General features: G+C 40.3%; 20 protein-coding genes. 14 read left to right on the top strand and 6 right to left on the bottom strand.

Annotated elements, in window-relative coordinates; all coding sequences use genetic code 11:
• From DPV92_RS09510 to DPV92_RS09520, 3 genes are all read right to left on the bottom strand, one after another.
• Window positions 1-395 (bottom strand): glycosyltransferase family 25 protein (locus DPV92_RS09510; protein ID WP_145958655.1); only part of this gene is annotated, 395 nt, incomplete at its 3' end.
• A gap of 38 nt (window positions 396-433) precedes the next feature.
• Entirely contained in the window at window positions 434-1462 is a 1029-nt protein-coding gene (gene tsaD / locus DPV92_RS09515) for a tRNA (adenosine(37)-N6)-threonylcarbamoyltransferase complex transferase subunit TsaD (RefSeq protein WP_111354664.1), read from the bottom strand.
• A 67-nt stretch (window positions 1463-1529) separates the two neighbouring features.
• Window positions 1530-2309: an outer membrane protein assembly factor BamD gene (locus DPV92_RS09520; RefSeq protein WP_005708799.1), complete on the bottom strand. Its 780-nt coding sequence runs from the start codon at window positions 2307-2309 to the stop codon at window positions 1530-1532.
• Between the two features lie 161 nt (window positions 2310-2470).
• Here DPV92_RS09520 and rluD point away from each other — a divergent pair, with 161 nt between their 5' ends.
• Entirely contained in the window at window positions 2471-3448 is a 978-nt protein-coding gene (gene rluD, locus DPV92_RS09525; protein WP_111354665.1) for a 23S rRNA pseudouridine(1911/1915/1917) synthase RluD, read from the top strand.
• 37 nt (window positions 3449-3485) lie between these two features.
• Here the strand turns inward: rluD and DPV92_RS09530 are convergent, their stop codons facing one another.
• On the bottom strand, window positions 3486-4190 hold the full coding sequence (locus tag DPV92_RS09530; protein ID WP_192574192.1) for a SanA/YdcF family protein: 705 nt from the start codon (window positions 4188-4190) through the stop codon (window positions 3486-3488).
• Between the two features lie 190 nt (window positions 4191-4380).
• Between DPV92_RS09530 and metX the strand changes: the two genes are divergently transcribed.
• The 7 genes from metX (at window position 4381) to truA (ending at window position 11210) form a co-directional block, all read left to right on the top strand.
• Entirely contained in the window at window positions 4381-5451 is a 1071-nt protein-coding gene (gene metX / locus DPV92_RS09535; protein ID WP_111354675.1) for a homoserine O-acetyltransferase MetX, read from the top strand.
• 100 nt (window positions 5452-5551) lie between these two features.
• On the top strand, window positions 5552-6562 hold the full coding sequence (purR, locus tag DPV92_RS09540) for an HTH-type transcriptional repressor PurR (protein ID WP_111354666.1): 1011 nt from the start codon (window positions 5552-5554) through the stop codon (window positions 6560-6562).
• A gap of 9 nt (window positions 6563-6571) precedes the next feature.
• Window positions 6572-7183 carry a DedA family protein gene (locus tag DPV92_RS09545; protein WP_111354667.1) on the top strand — a complete coding sequence of 204 codons (612 nt, stop codon included), beginning with the start codon at window positions 6572-6574 and terminating at the stop codon, window positions 7181-7183.
• A gap of 84 nt (window positions 7184-7267) precedes the next feature.
• Window positions 7268-8935: a heme ABC transporter ATP-binding protein/permease CydC gene (gene cydC, locus DPV92_RS09550; RefSeq protein ID WP_111354668.1), complete on the top strand. Its 1668-nt coding sequence runs from the start codon at window positions 7268-7270 to the stop codon at window positions 8933-8935.
• 25 nt (window positions 8936-8960) lie between these two features.
• Window positions 8961-9602 (top strand): high frequency lysogenization protein HflD, encoded by a 642-nt coding sequence (gene hflD, locus DPV92_RS09555; protein WP_111354669.1) that lies wholly within the window; start codon window positions 8961-8963, stop codon window positions 9600-9602.
• Window positions 9603-9744: 142 nt separating this feature from the next.
• Entirely contained in the window at window positions 9745-10419 is a 675-nt protein-coding gene (gene folE / locus DPV92_RS09560) for a GTP cyclohydrolase I FolE (RefSeq protein WP_005708774.1), read from the top strand.
• Between the two features lie 5 nt (window positions 10420-10424).
• A complete protein-coding gene (truA, locus tag DPV92_RS09565) occupies window positions 10425-11210 on the top strand; it encodes a tRNA pseudouridine(38-40) synthase TruA (RefSeq protein ID WP_111354670.1) in 786 nt (261 codons plus the stop codon).
• 70 nt (window positions 11211-11280) lie between these two features.
• Here the strand turns inward: truA and hpf are convergent, their stop codons facing one another.
• Entirely contained in the window at window positions 11281-11565 is a 285-nt protein-coding gene (gene hpf, locus DPV92_RS09570) for a ribosome hibernation-promoting factor, HPF/YfiA family (RefSeq protein ID WP_111354671.1), read from the bottom strand.
• 170 nt (window positions 11566-11735) lie between these two features.
• On the opposite strand from hpf, the gene DPV92_RS09575 reads away from it, so the two are divergent.
• From DPV92_RS09575 to dxs, 4 genes are all read left to right on the top strand, one after another.
• Window positions 11736-12677, top strand: coding sequence for a Kdo(2)-lipid IV(A) acyltransferase (locus DPV92_RS09575; protein ID WP_005708812.1), 942 nt, complete (start codon window positions 11736-11738; stop codon window positions 12675-12677).
• Between the two features lie 105 nt (window positions 12678-12782).
• The gene (gene dapA, locus DPV92_RS09580) at window positions 12783-13673 is read left to right on the top strand and encodes a 4-hydroxy-tetrahydrodipicolinate synthase (RefSeq protein ID WP_005708763.1); all 891 of its coding nucleotides are present in this window, start codon (window positions 12783-12785) and stop codon (window positions 13671-13673) included.
• A 136-nt stretch (window positions 13674-13809) separates the two neighbouring features.
• Window positions 13810-14619, top strand: coding sequence for an inositol-1-monophosphatase (suhB, locus tag DPV92_RS09585; protein WP_039851359.1), 810 nt, complete (start codon window positions 13810-13812; stop codon window positions 14617-14619).
• A 60-nt stretch (window positions 14620-14679) separates the two neighbouring features.
• On the top strand, window positions 14680-16533 hold the full coding sequence (gene dxs, locus DPV92_RS09590) for a 1-deoxy-D-xylulose-5-phosphate synthase (protein WP_005708685.1): 1854 nt from the start codon (window positions 14680-14682) through the stop codon (window positions 16531-16533).
• A gap of 96 nt (window positions 16534-16629) precedes the next feature.
• Here the strand turns inward: dxs and tkt are convergent, their stop codons facing one another.
• Window positions 16630-18627, bottom strand: coding sequence for a transketolase (gene tkt, locus DPV92_RS09595; protein ID WP_111354672.1), 1998 nt, complete (start codon window positions 18625-18627; stop codon window positions 16630-16632).
• Window positions 18628-18922: 295 nt separating this feature from the next.
• Between tkt and rpmE the strand changes: the two genes are divergently transcribed.
• The gene (gene rpmE / locus DPV92_RS09600) at window positions 18923-19135 is read left to right on the top strand and encodes a 50S ribosomal protein L31 (RefSeq protein WP_005708849.1); all 213 of its coding nucleotides are present in this window, start codon (window positions 18923-18925) and stop codon (window positions 19133-19135) included.
• A 110-nt stretch (window positions 19136-19245) separates the two neighbouring features.
• Window positions 19246-19891 (top strand): LicD family protein (locus DPV92_RS09605; RefSeq protein ID WP_111354673.1); only part of this gene is annotated, 646 nt, incomplete at its 3' end.

Genomic DNA, 19891 nt, shown 5'->3' on the forward strand with positions numbered 1-19891 from the left:
TTAATAGAAAAAACAGATAATATAACAGTATCAAAATTTTTCTCAATTTTCACAATGTCAACATTATCATCAATATAGTTATTATTTAGTAATAAATTAGCATTCTCACCTAAATAGATGTCATCTTCAAAAATACAAATATAATCAAGCTCTTTTTCTTTAGCTAAAGAATATAAAGCGATATGGCTTAATGCACAAGCTATTTCTCCTTTAGTAAGAGGGCTATTAGAAATATCAATGCCTAATTCTTTCGCTTTTAATTCTAGATTATTTGGGGTAATAGCATCAAAAAATTCAAAGGTAATATTTTGCTTACCAAATTCTTTGGTAATATGCTCTCTTCGATCAGTTGCTGTTGTTAAACTAATTACATAATTGTGTTGTATATTTTGCATAAATCACCATTTGCAAATTTTTCTAAAAATTCGACCGCTTACAAACTTGGTAATTCTGTCATTGCCCAACGAGGTTTTACACTCACACTTAAATCGGTTTGCTCACCATGTTTTAAGCGAAGGAAGCCTGTGTAAGCAATCATCGCGCCGTTGTCAGTACAAAATTGCGGTCGAGGGTAGTAAACCTCTCCGCCAAGGGATTTCATCATTTCGGCTAAATCGGCACGGAGCTGTTTATTTGCACTCACACCGCCCGCCATCACTAAGCGTTTATAGCCTGTTTGTTGTAAGGCTCGTTTGCATTTGATGATGATGGTATCGACTACCGCTTGTTGGAAGGCGTGAGCGATGTCGCAACGGGTTTCGTCATCTAATTTACCGTTCTCATCAAAATTAGTATTAATGGTGTTTGCGGCAAACGTTTTTAAGCCTGAAAAGCTAAAGTCTAAGCCAGGACGATCCGTCATTGGGCGAGGGAAAACAAAGCGATTTGGCGTGCCTTTTTCCGCTAATTTTGAAACTGCCACACCAGCTGGATAATCCAATCCAAGCAGTTTACCTGTTTTATCAAAGGCTTCACCCGCAGCATCGTCGATAGATTCGCCAAGCAATTCATATTGCCCAACACCATCCACTTTCACTAATTGTGTATGTCCGCCTGAAATAAGTAGTGCGACAAAAGGAAATTCTGGCGGGGCCTCTTCCAACATTGGAGCGAGTAGATGCCCTTCCATATGATGTACGCCGAGTGCGGGGACGCTCCACGCATAGGCAAGCGAACGGGCTATAGTTGCTCCTACTAATAGCGCACCAACTAAGCCCGGGCCTGCGGTATAAGCCACGCCATCAATCTCGCAAGCGGTCAAATTTGCTTCTTTTAATGCAGCTTCTATCAGTGGCACGGTTTTGCGGATATGATCACGTGAAGCCAATTCTGGCACCACGCCGCCGTAGTCTGCGTGCATCTCAATTTGGCTGTAAAGCTGGTTGGCAATTAAGCCTTTTTCTTCATCATAAATGGCAACGCCTGTTTCATCACAAGAAGTTTCAATGCCGAGAATTTTCATACTATGCTTTAAATACTAAAGCCACAGAAGCATTGAGCCGCTGTGGCAAAATTAAAATGAAATTAAATTAGAACTGTTCGCCGTAAGCAGGTTTGGTTACGTTTGGATACTCTTTGCCCTTATTTGCTTCAATCAAGGTTTCCACTTTCTGAGCTGAATCATTCAAGCCCATTTGTTCAAATGCTTTTTTCATATAAGGTAAGGCTTCAGCAGTTGCTTTTGCATCAGGATAGAAACGCATCATTTCTTCTACACGGTTGGTCATTGCCACATAAGCATCACGCTTGTCGTAGAATTTCACCACTTCAAGTTCGTGTTCTGCCATACGGTTTAGCAAATAGCCCATCCATTGTTGTGCTTCTGGCGCATATTTGCTGTTAGGAAAATCACGCACGATGGTTTGGAAGCTACCGTAAGCGTTACGCACCGCATCAATTGAGCGAGAGGCACGGTTTACACCAAAGAAATCCTGAATGAAATTGTCGCCTAAACGAGCATTTGAGAGTGCTGCTAGATAGAATACATAATCTGTATGAGCACTATTTGGGTAAGCACGCACAAAACGTTCTGCAATATCTAATGCTTTATAATATTCGCCTACTTTATATTGTGCATAAATTAAGCTCAATTGCGTTTGTTCGCCAAATTGCCCTTGAGCATTGCCTTTTCCTCCAATGGCATCTAAATAGCGGATCGCTGAGTTATAATCGCCATCTTGCAAGTAAGTTTGACCTTTATTATAAAGATCTTGAGCTGATGCTTCTTCGAGTTCTTTATTTGAATTTGAGCAACCCACAACGAATAAACCCGCTAACATAAGCGAAGCAAGAGAAGTAAATTTACGCATAATAATATTACCTTAAAGAGATAAAAAGTGTCTAAGATCAAAAGTTAATGTACAATACTTACAATAGACCAAAGGCACTTCATTAAGTTCGTACGAATTGCCTTATTTTATAACACGCTCACAAATAAGCAATAGATAATAGATTAAATAGGAATGGACAAATGGCTCAACAGATGACGCTAACTGCAGAGGTTTCTGCCGATTTATTAGGTGCAAGGCTTGATCAGGCACTTGCGCAACTTTTCCCCGATTACTCACGCTCACGTTTAAAAGTTTGGATTGAAAACGATTTAGTAAAAGTAAATGGCAAAGTAGTCAATAAAGCACGTGAAAAAGTTTTTGGTGGCGAACTGATTGAAGTATTGGCAGAAATTGAAGAGGAAGTGCGTTTCGAGCCGCAAAATATCCCACTTAATATCGTGTATGAAGATGACGATATTATTGTGATCAATAAACCTAAAGATTTAGTTGTTCACCCTGGTGCGGGTAATCCAGATGGCACAGTATTAAATGCACTGCTCTATCATTACCCACCGATTGCAGAAGTGCCACGTGCGGGCATCGTGCACCGTCTGGATAAAGATACAACAGGCTTAATGGTGGTGGCGAAAAATATTCCCGCTCAAACCCATTTAGTGACAGCACTGCAAAAACGTCAAATTACCCGTGAATATGAAGCGGTTGCGAGTGGCATTATGACTCAAGGTGGTAAGGTTGATGAGCCAATGGCACGCCACCCAACTAAACGCACCGCAATGGCAGTACATCCAATGGGTAAACCTGCAGTCACGCATTACCGCATTATGGAGCGTTTCCGCAACTATACCCGTTTGCGTTTACGCTTGGAAACAGGGCGTACACACCAAATCCGCGTACATATGGCACACATTGCTCACCCTCTTTTAGGAGACCAACTTTACGGCGGACGTCCCCGCCCTCCTAAAGGTGCAAGTGAAGAATTTTTAGCAGTATTACGTTCATTTCAACGCCAGGCACTACACGCTGCAATGCTACGTTTAGAGCATCCAATCACTGGCGAATTGATGGAATGGCACGCGCCTCTACCAGAGGATTTTGTTGAGCTCATCCAGGCCTTAAAAGACGATTATGCGTTGTATAAGGATCAGTTGGATTATTAATCCTAAAATAAAGGCTTAATAAATTAATATTAAGCCTTTATTTTTCACTATTCTTAGTTAATTTTTGTGGTACTTTTTCTAAACGCTCAGGCTGCCTATCTAACAAATAATCCAACACCATTCCCGCTCGTGCAAAAAATTCTCTTATTCGCACTTTGAAATGTCCTTCTGGATATTTGGCAACAAAACAAACTGCATCAATATTTCGTGTTTTCGCTATAAACATCGCTCGTTCACAATGAAAACGCTGACTAACCACCACAAATGGCGGTAATCTAAATACTTTAGCAGCTCGAATAATTGAATCTAATGTGCGATAACCTGCAAAATCTTGTTGAATTTGCACCGCTTGCACACCTTGTCTTCGGAGATCATTCGCCATTACCCGTGGTTCATTATAGTAAGGCGTTTTGTTATCGCCACTAACTAAAAGTTGTTGTACTTTGCCTTGTTTAATCAAATCACGAGCAGTTTCAATCCGATATTTATAATAGAGATTGGGTGCACCTGTGGTGTAATATTTCGCCGTGCCAAGCACTACTGCCGTCTGATAATGAGGTAGTTTATTGACATCAGTATAAATACGATCTCGTACCCAGTAGCTTGTTGCGATATCAATTACAATCAGTAAAAAACTTAGTGCAATAAGCAGCCAAAATCCCCATTTTAAGGCAGCCCAAAAGGCTCTTTGAAGAAGAGCTAAATGGACTTTAATAGTGTTATTGGGGAATAGGTTAAACATAATCAGTCACAATTTATAACGGCTTAAATCGATTTTATTGAACTCACTTTAAAATAACAAGTTATAGATTAGCTTTCTAGACGTTTAGACGGCTAAAATTTCTTGACAAACTACCTTGCTCTCGCTACCTTACGCATATTTCATCTCGCAAGCGGTAAAAATTCTGCTTTATTTTGCAAATCAAGGTTATATGGTACAAAGTATTACACTATTTGAGGATAAACCTTTCTCATTGGCACTCGGTGGCGAACTTTCGCCTATTCAAGTGGCATATCAAACCTATGGCACATTAAACGCAGAAAAAAGTAATGCAATACTGCTCTGCCACGCGCTGACAGGCGATGCAGAACCCGCTCTTTCTGGTATGGATAAAGGTTGGTGGCAAGATTTTATCGGTCCAAATCTCGCATTTGATACCAACAAATACTTTTTTATCTGCTCAAATGTTCTCGGAGGCTGCAAAGGCACAACGGGTCCCTCTTCATTCAATCCGAGTACTGGAAAACCTTACGGCAGCCAATTTCCTCTCATTTTGGTACAAGATATTGTAAAAGTTCAAAAAGCCTTGATTGACACATTAGGCATTTCCCACTTACACGCGGTTATCGGCGGCTCTTTCGGTGGGATGCAAGCCACCCAATGGGCAATTGATTACCCTGATTTTCTTGATAATGTTATCAATCTTTGCTCTTCGCTTTCAATGAGTGCAGAAGCGATTGGTTTTAACCACGTGATGCGTCAGGCAATCATTAACGATCCGCATTATAACAACGGCGATTATTACGATGGCATAGCACCCGACAACGGCTTAAAAATTGCTCGAATGCTAGGAATGCTTACCTATCGAACCGATGTGCAGCTCGCAAAAGCCTTTGGACGTGAAATCAAGCAAAATGGGCAATTCTGGGGCGACCATTTTCAAGTAGAATCTTACTTAAGCTATCAAGGTGTGAAATTCTTAGATCGCTTTGATGCCAACAGCTACTTACGTTTATTGCGTGCATTAGATCTATATGATCCTGCATTTAATTATCCAAATTTAAATACCGCTTTGGCTAAAATTAAGGCTAATTACATCCTGATTGCGATTACCAGCGATCAGCTATTCAAATTACGTGATGTACAAAAAAGTCGTCAGCAATTGCAAGATGCGGGCGTAAATTTAACCTATCACGAGCTCAACTCTAATTTTGGGCACGACTCGTTTTTAGTCGATTATGCCTTTTTTGAGCCGTTGATTAAGCAAGCATTGAATAGATAAACAATATCGTCAATTATGTAAAGAAATCGTTTTCCTATCACTAAAATCGGAAATTTTCGTTATAATAGAGCGTTAATTTTTATTTTTAGAGACAAATATTATGGCGACAATTAAAGATGTAGCGAAATATGCGGGGGTTTCCACCACCACCGTTTCACACGTCATCAACAAAACCCGTTTTGTGGCGGAGGATACCACTAAAGCAGTGTGGGATGCAGTGCAAGCCCTCAACTACTCCCCAAGTGCTGTAGCACGTAGTTTAAAAGTAAACACCACCAAATCTATCGGGATGATTATTACCACAAGCGAAGCCCCATTCTTCGCAGAGATTGTGCTTGCGGTGGAAGAATATTGTTACCGTCAAGGCTACTCGCTCTTTTTGTGCAACACGCAAAATAACCCAGAAAAAATCCAAAACCACTTGGATATGTTAATCAAAAAGCGCGTTGATGGCATTCTGGTAATGTGTTCGGAATATACCGAAAAATCACTTGCACTATTTAATGGCACAAACGTGCCAATGGTGGTCATGGATTGGGGTACGCATGATGGCAAAAGCGATCGCATTTTAGATAACAGCTTTGAAGGCGGTTATTTAGCGACTAAACATTTAATTGAGAACGGCCATAAAAAAATTGGCGTAATTGCAGGAAAATTAGAAAAAACGACCGCTAGAACACGCTTTGAAGGTTTCTTAAAAGCGATGAATGAAGCGAATTTGTCTATTGAACAGAAATGGATTGTAGAAGGCGATTTTGAGCCAGAAGATGGCTACGAATGTATGAACAACTTGTTCCGTTTGGATGAGTTACCAACTGCAATTTTCTGTTTTAATGATGTAATGGCTCTGGGTGCAATCTCAGCAATTACCGAACGCGGACTTTCTGTGCCGAATGATATTTCCATTATCGGCTATGATAACATTCACAACTCACGCTTTTACGCTCCGCCATTAACGACCGTGCACCAGTCAAAATCCAGATTAGGCACAAAAGCATTGGATCTGTTATTAGAGCGAATTAAGAAAGAAGAAACCGCTTCTTTACCACAAACGCTTGAGTTTCACCCTGAATTAGTGAAACGTCATTCCGTCAAAAATTTACATAAATAAGGGATGGTAATGGAATTTTTAATTAGCTTTTTTAGTAGTTACGGTTATTGGGCGGTTTTACTTGTGTTGATCGCCTGCGGATTTGGCGTGCCAATTCCTGAAGATATTACCCTTGTTTCAGGCGGGGTTATTTCTGGTTTAGGTTACACCAACGTGCATTGGATGTTAGTCGTGAGTATGCTTGGCGTATTGATTGGCGATAGCACAATGTATTGGCTTGGTCATATTTATGGTGAAAAAATCCGTCATTTTCCGCTTATTCGAAACATTATCACAGAAGAACGCTACAAAATGGTGCAAGAACGCTTTGAAAAACAAGGCAACCGCCTCTTATTCTTAGCACGTTTCTTACCAGGTTTACGTGCCGTAGTTTATTTGGTTTCAGGTATTACTCGCCGCGTGAGCTTTACCCGCTTTGTGTTGGTCGATTTCTGTGCTGCAATTATTTCTGTGCCAGTTTGGGTATATTTGGGCGATTATGGTGCTCAACAATTAGACTGGTTAAAAGAGCAAGTAGAACATGGTCAACATGCTATTTTTACGGTGCTTGGTTTAGTGGCGATTTATTTTGCCTTTAAATGGTTTAAAGGGCGGAAGAAAAAATCCCCCCCCCTTATGTAGATGTAGGGGCGTGTTGTACACGTCCTTTTTCAAATTTTCGGGCATGTGCAACACGCCCCTACTACACAGTTTCTATAAAATTTCATGAAACCACTTTTTCCATTTCTTTCACTTTATCGCAACCATTTCGGGCGCTTGTTGCTCGGTACAATCCTAGCCATTACAAGCCTTTCCGCCAGCATTGGATTGCTCAGCCTTTCAGGCTGGTTTTTAGCCGCTTCATTTTTAGTTGGCTCAACGATTTTATTTAACTTCTTCTACCCCTCTTCAGGGGTGCGAGGCTTAGCGATTGGACGAACCATCTCGCGCTATTTAGAACGCTTGGTCACACACGATGCAACTTTCCGCGTGCTTGCAGAACTGCGTATTTCCGTCTTTAAAAAGCTGATTCCGCTCAGTCCAAGCGGTCTAAATCGCTTTAGAAATAGCGAATTGCTAAACCGTTTAGTCGCAGATGTAGATACGCTCGACACCCTTTATCTCAATCTGCTTTCGCCATTTATTAGTGCAATTATAGTCATTGCTTTTATGGCGATTGGCTTATCCTTTGTCTCAGGTTTATTAACAATCATCATCTGCGGCATATTGCTTACTCTACTTTTCATTTTCCCTGCTATTTTCTACCGCTTAGGGCAAAAATCGGGCAAAAAAATTATTCAGGCTCGGGCAGAATATCGTAGCCAATTTATCGAGTGGGTTCAGCTCAATGCGGAATTTTTGCTCTTTGGCTTAGTCCCGCTGATGACCGAAAAGCTTGAAAAAACCGAACAAACTTGGCTAAGTTCACAAAGCAAAGAGAGCCAATTAACGGGTTTTTCGAATGCACTGCTGACCTTTATGAACGGCGTGTTAGTGTGCGTCGTTATTTTATTGGTTGCTACTGCAATTGACGCCCCAAGTGCAGATACCCCCGAAGCCCTTGTGGCTCTGGTTATTTTCTGCGTGATGGCATCAGCTGAAATTTTAATGCCGATTGGCATTGCATTTTTGCATTTAGGTCAGCTTATTACAGCGGCTGAACGATTAAATGATGTGATTGAACAACGCCCACTTGTCGCGTTTAATGGCTCAGCAACCTGGCAAAATATTGCTGAAAATCAACCACTTGTTCGTTTTAAAAATATTACCTTCAGCTACCCTGCAAGCCATCAAGCTGCATTAAACGCTCTTTCGTTTGAAGTAAACAAAGGAGAAAAAGTGGCTATTTTAGGCAAAACGGGCAGCGGGAAATCAACCATTTTCCAACTGCTTAACCGCCATTACGATCCAACAAGCGGTCAAATTTTGCTGGCAAATTGCAATGTAGCTGACTACCCTGAAGCAACGCTAAGATCGCATTTGGTCACTCTCAGCCAACGTGTACATATTTTCAGTCAAACGTTGCGTGACAACCTCTTAATGGGAAATCCTCACGCAACGGATGAGCAACTCAAATTGGTTTTAGAGCAGGTGGAGCTTGCTTATCTTTTACAAGAGCAAGGCTTAGATTTATGGCTCGGTGAAGGTGGCAGACCACTTTCTGGTGGCGAACAACGCCGATTAGGATTAGCCCGCGTGCTCTTGAGCAATGCAGAATTGGTCTTACTCGATGAACCAACAGAAGGGCTCGATCGTGAAACTGAACAGCAAATCTTAATGCTCATTTTCACACACTGCCAAACACGAACATTGCTAATGATTACCCATCGCTTGCAAGGATTAAAACGCTTTGACCATGTTTATCGAATAGATAATGGGCAATTATTGGCTTAATTTTATTTAAAACATCAGAAATTTTATGGCAAAAAACTACCAAGATATTGCAATTGCATTTGCTGCAACCTGTCAAGCGGCAACGTTAGTACAACAATTTGCACACAACGGTTTTGCGAAAGACCGCGAAGATATGGCAACATTGATGAAAAGCTTACTGGCCACTCAACCAGATTCGACGCGTTCCATCTATGGCGATGATTTAGCCCATCTTAAAACGGGCATTGAAACTGCTCTCGCTCAACTTGGCGGCGGCAATGGTAAGCTCGACACCGAAATCGGACGTTATTGGGTTAGCCTGTTATCACTCAGTCAAAAGCTGAATAAATCGCCTGAAGCCAAAGCCCAACTTGTACAACGTTTACAACAAATTGAGCGACAACTTTCGCTTTACGAAGGCGATATTATGGCAGATCAAATGGTTGCCAACCTTGCCGCCATCTATAGCGATGTAATTAGCCCTCTTGGCACCAAAATACACGTATTGGGTATGCAAGATTACCTCGTCCGTCCAGACATTCAGCAAAAAATCCGTGCCACGCTACTTGCAGGCATCCGTGCAGGTATTCTCTGGCAACAAGTTGGGGGAACCCGCTGGCAATTTTTGTTTTCACGCAAGAAATTGTTAAATCAAATGAAATCGCTTTATCAAATGCAAATGCTTTAGAATTTCTCGCTTTAAAAGAAATAATAGAGCAAGCCTATAGTTAAATTTATTGATTTTGGAATGCCGTTTTTTAATCACAAATCTTATAGGCTTTTTAATGTCAATTTGTTAAAATTCCCGCCTTAAATTGAGAGGAAACCAAATGACAACGATCTCACCTATTTTAGGTCTTTCAGACGAAGCTCAGAAAGTGCGTAATGCGTTGCTTGCCAAAGGTATTGAAACGCCCACTGTGTCACACACCAAAGATAAAGACAGCCGTCGTGCTGAAATTCAAGCACATATGCGTTCAGTATTGGAATTGCTTGGTTTGGATTTGCGAGATGATAGCCTTGAAGAAACGCCAAATCGTTTAGCGAAAATGTATGTTGATGAAATTTTCAGCGGTTTGGATTATGCAACTTTCCCCAAAATTACTAATATTGAGAACCGAATGAAGGTTAGTGAAATGGTGTTGGTGGACGATATCACTTTAACGTCTACCTGTGAGCACCATTTTGTGACCATTGATGGTAAAGTGGCGGTGGCATATTATCCGAAAAAATGGGTAATCGGGTTATCAAAAATCAATCGTGTGGTGCAATTTTTTGCACAACGTCCGCAAGTGCAAGAGCGTTTTACTGAGCAGATTTTAACTGCCTTCCAGACGATTTTAGAAACTGAAGATGTGGCTGTTTATGTAAAAGCAACCCATTTCTGTGTGAAATGTCGTGGTGTGAAAGATACCAATAGCTATACCGTAACATCGGCCTTTGGCGGTGCTTTCTTAGACGATCGTGATGTTCGCAAAGAATTTTTAACGTTAATTAAAAAATAAACTCAATGAAAATCGCATTAGGGATTGAGTATGACGGTAGCCAATATTTTGGCTGGCAGCGTCAAGAGAGCGTATTAAGCGTACAACAAAAACTAGAAGAGGCGTTATCCGTCATCGCTAATTCTCCGATCGAAGTGTTTTGTGCGGGAAGAACAGACTCTGGCGTACACGGTACGGGGCAAGTCGTGCATTTCGAAACTAAAGTGCAACGTCCATTAGAAAGTTGGTGTTTTGGCACGAATGCTCATTTGCCAGATGATATTTCGGTGAAGTGGGCGGTGGAAGTACCGGAAGAGTTTCACGCTCGGTTTAGTGCAACCGCTCGTCGTTATCGTTACATCATTTTTAGCCGAAAACTACGTTCTGCGATTTTACCGCACGGTGTTTCACATTATCACTGTGACCTTGATCCCGAAAAAATGCACGAAGCTGGACAATTTTTATTGGGCGAGAATGATTTTTCGTCTTTCCGTGCAGCCAAATGTCAGTCACATACGCCTTGGCGAAATATTCATCATCTCAATGTTTCGCAAATGGGAAATTATATTATCGTGGATATTCAAGCCAATGCCTTTGTACATCATATGGTACGTAATATAGTGGGCAGTTTGATTGAAGTGGGTAAAGGGGCTCAACCTATCGAATGGATTAAGTGGTTGCTTGAACAAAAAGATCGCAAGCTAGCTGCGCCAACTGCAAAAGCAGAAGGGTTATATTTAGTCGATGTGCATTATCCTGAGCATTTTGGCATTCCTAAAACGGCACTAGGTCCATTATTTTTACCAGAGTAAAGATGCAAAAAAGCCAAATGGCATTTTGTTTTGCCACTTGGCTTTTGTATTTTATTTTATCGATTAAAGATTAGTACTCTTTTTTCTCTTTTAATTTAATGAGCTGAGCTTCTAATTTTTTCGCAAGATCATTGATTGCATTATAAAGATCTTCATTTTCTGCTTTAGCAACTAAATCACCTAGAGGCGAACCAATGGTTGCATCCACTTCATAGCTGTTAGGCTGTTTAATAATAATGAAATGTGGGTTAATCAATTGGAGTTGAAATTTATCAAATTTCGCTAAACGCTCCTCAATATGGGTACGGATTGCAGGGGTAATGTCCATTTGTTTGCTAGAGATATTGAGTGACATAACGTTTTCCTCTTCGTTAATTTAGTTGTTCTTGATGGTTTTAAAATATGCCTTTTGCTCCAACCTTTCAAGAATAATTTTTCATTAAATTTCAAATTTGTGATCAACTTAACATTTTTTATTATCTTTTGGCTATAATTTAGCACTACAGAAATCAACATACATAATCTATGATAGAAAACAAACAACTTCCTCCTTTTCAGCCTGCTTTCTTAAAACCTCGATATTGGGGCTTATGGCTTGGGATTGGTATTTTTAAGCTTATTTTGGCTCTACCTTATCCTATGTTAGTACTTTTAGGCAAAGGATTAGGCAAACTATTTGCCAAACTTGGCTTTGGAAAACGTCGTATTCGTATCGCTAAACGCAATCTTGAATTGTGTTTTCCTGATTATACGCATGGGCAAATTGAACAAATTTTAGCGAAAAACATTGAATCCGTTGGAATGGCAATCATTGAAACAGGAATGGCGTGGTTCTGGTCAGATAAGCGTATTTTAAAATGGTCGAAAGTGGAAGGGATTGAGCACCTTAAAAATGTGCCTGAGAACAGCGGAATTCTCTTTGTTGGCGTGCATTTTTTAACCCTTGAGCTGGGAGCGAGAATTGTTGGATTACATCATCAAGGCGTTGGCGTATATCGCCCGAACGATAATCCATTGCTAGATTGGATCCAATTTCGGGGTAGAATTCGCTCAAATAAAGCAATGCTCAATCGTAGTGATTTACGTGGAATGATTAAAGCATTAAAAGCTAGAGAAACCATTTGGTATGCCCCAGATCACGATTACGGTCGAAAAAACAGCGTATTTGTTCCATTTTTTGCGGTAAAAGAAGCGTGCACCACTGCGGGAACAAGAATGCTTTTAAAATCTGCTCCACAAACAAAGGTTGTGCCATTTTCGCCAATACGAAATGAGGATTTTTCGGGTTATACTGTAAAAATCAGCCCAGCGGTTGATTTTTCAGATTGTGAAGATGATGTTCAAACTGCAACTAAAATGAATAAAGTAGTTGAAGGTGAAATTCTCAATGCGATCGAACAATATATGTGGTTGCACCGCCGTTTTAAAACACGACCGAATGAAAGCGATCTTAGCCTTTACGATTAAAATGTAATGAAAAACACAACTCTTGCAAAAAAACACTTGCATATTTTGAAGTATTTTTGCAATCTATGAACGAAAGCCAATCGTAATAAAAACAGGAGTCGAATTATGGCAATGCCCTTATTTCACGGTAGTATTGTAGCACTGATTACCCCAATGACACACGGTGAAGTGAACTACGAAGAATTAAAAAATTTGGTGGAACACCACGTTCAGGCTGGAACACACGCGATTGTTTCTGTCGGAACAACTGGGGAATCTACCACGCTGAGCATTGATGAAAATGTGAAAGTGATTAAGAAAACCGTTGAATTTGCTGATGATCGTATTCCTATTATTGCAGGCACAGGCTCAAATGCGACAAGTGAAGCGGTCACAATGACGAAATTACTTGCAAACAGTGGCGTCGCAGGTTGTTTGAGCGTTGTACCTTATTACAATAAACCAACCCAAGAAGGGATGTATCAACATTATAAAGCGATTGCAGAATCAACTGATTTACCGCAAATTTTATATAATGTACCAGGTCGTACAGGCAGCGATTTAAAACCTGAAACTATTGGTCGCTTATCAAAAATTGAAAATATTGTTGGTGTGAAAGAAGCTACAGGCGACTTAAGTCGTTTACCGCTCATCAAAGAATTAGCTGGTGAGGATTTCATCTTCTTAAGCGGTGATGATGCAACAGGTTTAGCGTCAATGAAATTAGGCGGCCAAGGTGTTATTTCTGTGACCAATAACGTGGCAGCTGCTGATATGGCTAAAATGTGTGAATTGGCTCTAGCAGGCAAATTTGAAGAAGCGGAAGCGATTAACCAACGTTTAAATGCATTGCACCACGATCTGTTTGTGGAAGCAAACCCAATTCCTGTGAAATGGGCAGCCTATAAATTAGGTCTAGTGAGTGAACCAAATTTACGTTTACCATTAACCACTCTCTCTGAAGAAGCGCAACCAAAAGTGTTGGCAGCATTAAAACAAGCGGGTTTAATTGCATAATATTTTACGAATAGGCACAGTGCGTGCCTATTTTTTTGTAAATAAATGGTTAAAAACCACCGCTTGTCGTTCCTCTCTTACTCTTTTTATACTATAATTCGCCATCTTTCTTTGTTCTTTAAAATCTGGTGGAAATATGAATCCAATGTTAAACATTGCTATTCGTGCAGCACGAAAAGCAGGCAATATTATCGCAAAAGGTTACGAGCAAGCACCTCAAGATACCGAAGTGGCTCGTAAAGGCTCAAATGACTATGTAACTGAAATTGATAAAGCAGCAGAAGCTGCAATTATTGAGGTTATCCGTAAATCTTATCCTGATCACTCTATCGTTGCGGAAGAGTCAGGTATTGTTGAAGGTAAAGATAGCAGTGTGCAATGGGTGATTGATCCATTAGATGGCACCACTAACTTCGTAAAACGTTTACCGCATTTCTGTGTTTCTATCGCTGTTCGCGAGAATGGTCGCACAACAGTTGGCGTAGTTTACGATCCTATCCGTAATGAACTTTTCACTGGCGTGCGCGGTGAAGGGGCAAAATTAAATGAATTTCGTTTACGTGTTGATACAAGCCGTCGTGACTTAAACGGCACAGTGCTTGCAACAGGTTTCCCATTCAAAAATCCAAAATATCGCCCTGCACATTTAAATATGCTTGAAGGCTTAATGAACAATGGCGTGGCAGATTTCCGCCGTACAGGTTCAGCTGCGTTAGACTTAGTTTATGTAGCAGCAAACCGTGTCGATGGTTTCTTTGAAATCGGCTTAAAACCTTGGGATTGTGCCGCGGGTGAGCTTATCGCTCGTGAAGCAGGTGCAATCGTAACCAACTTTGTAGGTGGTACAGATTACTTAAAATCAGGCAACCTTGTTGTAGGTCAAGCTCGTGTTGTGAAAGAAATTTTAAGCACCATTCAACCTGTATTAACAGAAGATCTTAAATAAGTCAGATAAGCGGTCGAAAGCCGTTTCATCTTTACATTACGCCCAAATGGATTATCTTTTATGCAAAAATCATACCCTTTGCTCAGCCAAATCAACTCGCCTGAAGATTTGCGTTTGCTAAATAAAGATCAATTACAACCGCTTGCAGACGAATTGCGAGCCTATTTGCTTGAATGCGTAAGCCAATCAAGCGGTCATTTAGCGTCAGGGTTGGGCGTAGTTGAGTTGACTGTTGCCTTGCATTACGTCTACCAAACGCCGTTTGATCAGCTTATTTGGGATGTAGGGCATCAAGCCTATCCGCATAAAATCCTTACTGGGCGTCGTGATCAAATCAAAACCATCCGTCAAAAAGATGGTATCCATCCTTTTCCTTGGCGTGAAGAGAGCGTTTACGATGTATTAAGCGTGGGGCACTCCTCTACTTCCATTAGTGCGGGCTTGGGTATTGCGGTTGCAGCAGAAAAAGAGAATGTAGGGCGTAAAACCGTTTGTGTAATTGGTGATGGTGCAATTACCGCAGGAATGGCATTTGAAGCCTTAAACCATGCGGGTGCATTACATACTGATATGTTGGTTATCCTAAACGATAACGAAATGTCGATTTCCGAAAACGTGGGGGCATTAAACAACCACCTCGCACGCATTTTTTCAGGTTCGCTTTACACTACCATGCGTGATGGCAGTAAGAAAATTCTGGATAAAGTGCCGACCATTAAAAACTTTATGAAGAAAAGCGAAGAGCATATGAAAGGCGTGATTTTCTCGCCTGAAAGTACGCTTTTCGAAGAGCTTGGCTTCAACTATATTGGTCCGATTGACGGGCATAACATTGATGACTTGGTGAAAACGCTGGAAAATATGCGTGACCTAAAAGGCCCGCAATTCTTGCACATTCGCACTAAAAAAGGCAAAGGTTATCAGCCTGCAGAAAACGACCCAATCGGTTTCCATGGCGTGCCAAAATTCGATCCTGAAAGCGGAAAATTACCAAAAACCAAAACCATTCCAACCTATTCAGATATTTTTGGCAACTGGTTATGCGAAATAGCGATACAAGATCCTAAGCTGATCGGCATTACCCCTGCTATGCGTGAAGGTTCGGGAATGGTGGAGTTTTCCAAACGTTTCCCAGAGCAATATTTTGATGTGGCGATTGCAGAACAACACGCCGTAACCTTCGCAACAGGCTTAGCTATTGCAGGCTTTAAACCTGTGGTGGCAATTTACTCTAGCTTCTTGCAACGTGCTTACGATCAGTTAATTCACGATGTGGCAATTCAAAATCTTCCTGTCATTTTTGCAATTGACCGTGCGGGTATTGTGGGGGCAGACGGACAAACCCATCAAGGAGCGTTCGACTTAAGCTTTATGCGTTGCATTCCAAATATGACGATTATGACACCATCAGACGAAAATGAAATGCGCCAGATGTTATTCACGGCTTATTCAATGAATACGCCAACAGCAGTACGCTATCCTCGAGGCAATGCACAAGGTGTAGAGTTACAACCAATGCAAGTGTTGGAAGTGGGTAAAGGTCGCCTTATTCGAAAAGGTAAAAAAGTCGCGATTTTAAACTTCGGCACGATGTTGCACGAAGCACAAATCGTTGCAGAACGTAACAACTACACCCTTGCTGATATGCGTTTTGTTAAGCCTATTGATGGTGAGCTAATTAAACAACTCGCAGATTCGCACGATTTATTGGTAACCCTTGAAGAAAATGCTATTCAAGGGGGAGCAGGCAGTGCCGTGAATGAATATTTGCAATCAATCAACAAAATTAAACCGCTTGCAATGCTCGGCATTCCAGACCATTTCATCCCACAAGCAACACAACCAGAAGCTTACGCAGAAATTGGGTTAAATGCGGAAGGGATTGAGCAGAAGATCCTAGCATTGTTGCATTAGTTTACTATCCAAAACACTCATTTTATGAAACCATTAAGCTCGTTGAGCTAACAAAAAAGGCATCAATTTGATGCCTTTATGTTATCTGTTTGTTTATTACAAAATCTCTTTCGCTTTCGCTACTACATTTTCAACGGTGAAACCGAAAAGTTTGAATAATTCGCCTGCTGGTGCTGATTCACCGAAGCTATTCATCCCTACGATACGACCTTCAAAGCCTACATATTTATACCAGAAGTCAGACAATTGTGCTTCAATTGCAACACGTTTAGTCACTGCACGAGGTAATACTGATTCACGGTAAGCCTCATCTTGCTTATCAAACACGTTGGTGCTTGGCATTGAAACCACACGCACTTTTTTGCCTTCAGCTTCTAACACTTCTGCTGCTTTCATCGCTAATTCCACTTCAGAACCTGTTGCGATTAAGATTAAATCTGGCGTACCTGCTGAGTCTTTTAACACATAACCACCACGTGCTACATTCGCTAATTGCTCTGCTGTGCGATTTTGTTGTTGAAGATTTTGACGTGTGAAGATTAACGCACTTGGACCATCTTGACGTTCAACGGCCGCTTTCCACGCAATTGCAGATTCTACTTGGTCAGCAGGGCGCCACGTTTCAAGATTTGGAATGTAGCGTAATGCGGCAGTCTGCTCAACTGGTTGGTGAGTTGGACCATCTTCACCTAAACCGATTGAGTCGTGCGTATAAACGAATAACACACGTTGTTTCATTAATGCTGCCATACGCACTGCATTGTGGGCGTATTCGTAGAACATCAAGAAGGTGGCACCATAAGGAATAAAGCCGCCATGTAAAGCGATACCATTCATAATCGCTGACATACCAAATTCACGTACGCCGTAGTTGATGTAGTTACCATCTATGTTGTGATCTGCGCGAATTGGTTTAGAGCCAGACCATAAAGTTAAGTTTGAGCTAGCTAAGTCTGCAGAACCACCTAAAAATTCTGGTAATACGTGAGCGTAGGCTTCAATCGCATTTTGTGATGCTTTACGGCTTGCAATATTCGCAGGATTTGCCTGTAATTTTTCGATAAATGCTTTGCTTTCTGCTTCCCAATTTGCTGGTAATTCACCGCTCATACGGCGTTTAAACTCTGCTGCTAATTCTGGGTAAGCGGTTGAATATGCTGCAAATTTTGCATCCCAAGATTGTTCTTCTGCTGCACCTTTTACTTTTGCATCCCACTCTACATAAATTTCAGATGGAATGACAAATGGTTCATATTTCCAGTTTAAGAATTCACGAGCAGCCTTAATTTCTGCTTCGCCTAATGGTGCACCGTGGCAGTCGTGAGAATTACATTTATTTGGTGAGCCGTAGCCGATAATGGTTTTACAGATAATTAAGGTTGGACGCTCTTTTTCTGCTTGTGCATTTTCAATTGCAAATTTGATTTGCTCAGGATCGTGACCATCCACATTGCGGATCACTTGCCAGCCGTAAGATTCAAAGCGTTGTGCGGTATCATCCGTAAACCAACCATCAACGTGACCATCAATTGAGATGTTGTTGTCATCATAGAACGCAATCAATTTACCTAAACCAAGCGTACCTGCTAATGAACATGCTTCATGAGAAATACCTTCCATTAAGCAGCCATCGCCTAAAAATGCGTAAGTATAGTGATTCACAATTTCATGACATTCACGGTTAAATTGTGCTGCTAAAGTTTTCTCTGCAATCGCCATACCAACCGCATTGGTAATCCCTTGACCAAGCGGACCTGTTGTCGTTTCAACACCTGGTGCATAACCATATTCTGGGTGACCTGGCGTTTTTGAGTGTAATTGACGGAATTGTTTTAAATCTTCAATAGAAAGATCGTAGCCTGTTAAATGTAAAAGGCTATAAATTAACATCGAACCATGACCATTCGACAGCACAAAGCGATCGCGATCTGCCCATTTTGGATTATTTGGGTTATGTTTTAAAAAATCACGCCATAATACTTCTGCAATATCTGCCATACCCATTGGAGCACCAGGGTGACCAGAATTTGCTTTTTGGACGGCGTCCATACTTAATACACGAATCGCATTTGCTAAAACTTTACGCTCAGCCATCGTCATTCTCCCATTCATTTTGATTAAATTAAGATTATTTTTGATTGTTTGTGATTGTAATCAAGTTTATTTCAAAACTCAAAAAATCATCTGCTTTTTGTGATCTAGTTCACATAAATTCTGCATTAAATTAGCGGTTGATCTTCGCTCAACTTTCACTTAGAATACGCACTCTTTTAGGCGTTAGGCATAAGCTTAACATATTATCAATCACATATGGTACTTATCAGCGGTTCAATTGAAATAATAGTTGAAACAAGATAAGCAGCGATATGGCTTCTTATGAGGTTCTCCAATGAAACAAGGTATTCACCCAGAATATACTGAAATTACTGCAACATGTTCATGCGGTAACGTAATCAAAACTCACTCAACAGTGGGTAAAAACTTAAACTTAGACGTATGTGGCAACTGCCACCCGTTCTACACTGGTAAACAACGTGTTGTTGATACTGGTGGTCGTGTTGAACGCTTCAACAAACGTTTCAGCATTCCAAGTACAAAATAATCTATTTTGTAAAAAAGAACCTCGTTTTTACGAGGTTTTTTTGTATAGTCTTAATTAAGCGTAAAAATATTATTATATCTATACTATTACACCTATAAAGGATGGCTGCCATGTTTAAATTATTTGAAGGAAATTTTTTTATTAGTTTATTTCATCCATTTAATAAAAATAAAAGAAGAGAGATAAGAGCTAATATACGTTTGCGTAATTTTCATGAGAAGGCCCCATTAGCATTAATAGAGCTATCTAATGCAATAGCTAATTATAAAAAACCAGTTAAAATATGGTTAGAATTTGGTTCGTTATTAGGAGCTTATAGGGAAAATGCAATTATTGCACATGATACTGATATTGATGTTGGAATTTATGAATCAGATATGACTAATGATTTTATTCTGTACTTAGAAAAAAAACAGTTTAAACTTATCAAAAAATATGTAATATCAAGTAGTGATAGTTCATTAGACGGATTTAGGGCTGAATACACTTTTCAATATAAAAAAGATGTTTCTATTGATTTTTTTGTGTTTAAAGAAGAAGGATGTAAAAGATTTTGCTTTTCTTTTGATAAAGAAGATGGATTAACACGAGATGAAACTCTACAAAAATATAATGGAATGCTTCGAACAATTAAAATACTCCTACCTAATTTTGAATTTGATAAGATAAGTTTTCTAGGGACTAATTTTCTCATTCCCTCTCACACAGAGTTATATCTAAAAGAAATTTATGGAAATGATTTCATGACCCCTAAAA

This window comes from Pseudohaemophilus paraphrohaemolyticus, from assembly GCF_003253115.1.
Lineage (GTDB): Bacteria > Pseudomonadota > Gammaproteobacteria > Enterobacterales > Pasteurellaceae > Haemophilus_A > Haemophilus_A paraphrohaemolyticus_A.

Coding starts and splice junctions, on each gene's coding strand:
- folE (WP_005708774.1), top strand. CDS start 9,745: ATGACAACGATCTCACCTATTTTAGGTCTTTCAGACGAAGCTCAGAAA.
- rluD (WP_111354665.1), top strand. CDS start 2,471: ATGGCTCAACAGATGACGCTAACTGCAGAGGTTTCTGCCGATTTATTA.
- DPV92_RS09545 (WP_111354667.1), top strand. CDS start 6,572: ATGGAATTTTTAATTAGCTTTTTTAGTAGTTACGGTTATTGGGCGGTT.
- purR (WP_111354666.1), top strand. CDS start 5,552: ATGGCGACAATTAAAGATGTAGCGAAATATGCGGGGGTTTCCACCACC.
- metX (WP_111354675.1), top strand. CDS start 4,381: ATGGTACAAAGTATTACACTATTTGAGGATAAACCTTTCTCATTGGCA.
- DPV92_RS09520 (WP_005708799.1), bottom strand. CDS start 2,309: ATGCGTAAATTTACTTCTCTTGCTTCGCTTATGTTAGCGGGTTTATTC.
- suhB (WP_039851359.1), top strand. CDS start 13,810: ATGAATCCAATGTTAAACATTGCTATTCGTGCAGCACGAAAAGCAGGC.
- hflD (WP_111354669.1), top strand. CDS start 8,961: ATGGCAAAAAACTACCAAGATATTGCAATTGCATTTGCTGCAACCTGT.
- hpf (WP_111354671.1), bottom strand. CDS start 11,565: ATGTCACTCAATATCTCTAGCAAACAAATGGACATTACCCCTGCAATC.
- tsaD (WP_111354664.1), bottom strand. CDS start 1,462: ATGAAAATTCTCGGCATTGAAACTTCTTGTGATGAAACAGGCGTTGCC.
- rpmE (WP_005708849.1), top strand. CDS start 18,923: ATGAAACAAGGTATTCACCCAGAATATACTGAAATTACTGCAACATGT.
- DPV92_RS09575 (WP_005708812.1), top strand. CDS start 11,736: ATGATAGAAAACAAACAACTTCCTCCTTTTCAGCCTGCTTTCTTAAAA.
- dapA (WP_005708763.1), top strand. CDS start 12,783: ATGGCAATGCCCTTATTTCACGGTAGTATTGTAGCACTGATTACCCCA.
- DPV92_RS09530 (WP_192574192.1), bottom strand. CDS start 4,190: ATGTTTAACCTATTCCCCAATAACACTATTAAAGTCCATTTAGCTCTT.
- cydC (WP_111354668.1), top strand. CDS start 7,268: ATGAAACCACTTTTTCCATTTCTTTCACTTTATCGCAACCATTTCGGG.
- truA (WP_111354670.1), top strand. CDS start 10,425: ATGAAAATCGCATTAGGGATTGAGTATGACGGTAGCCAATATTTTGGC.
- dxs (WP_005708685.1), top strand. CDS start 14,680: ATGCAAAAATCATACCCTTTGCTCAGCCAAATCAACTCGCCTGAAGAT.
- tkt (WP_111354672.1), bottom strand. CDS start 18,627: ATGGCTGAGCGTAAAGTTTTAGCAAATGCGATTCGTGTATTAAGTATG.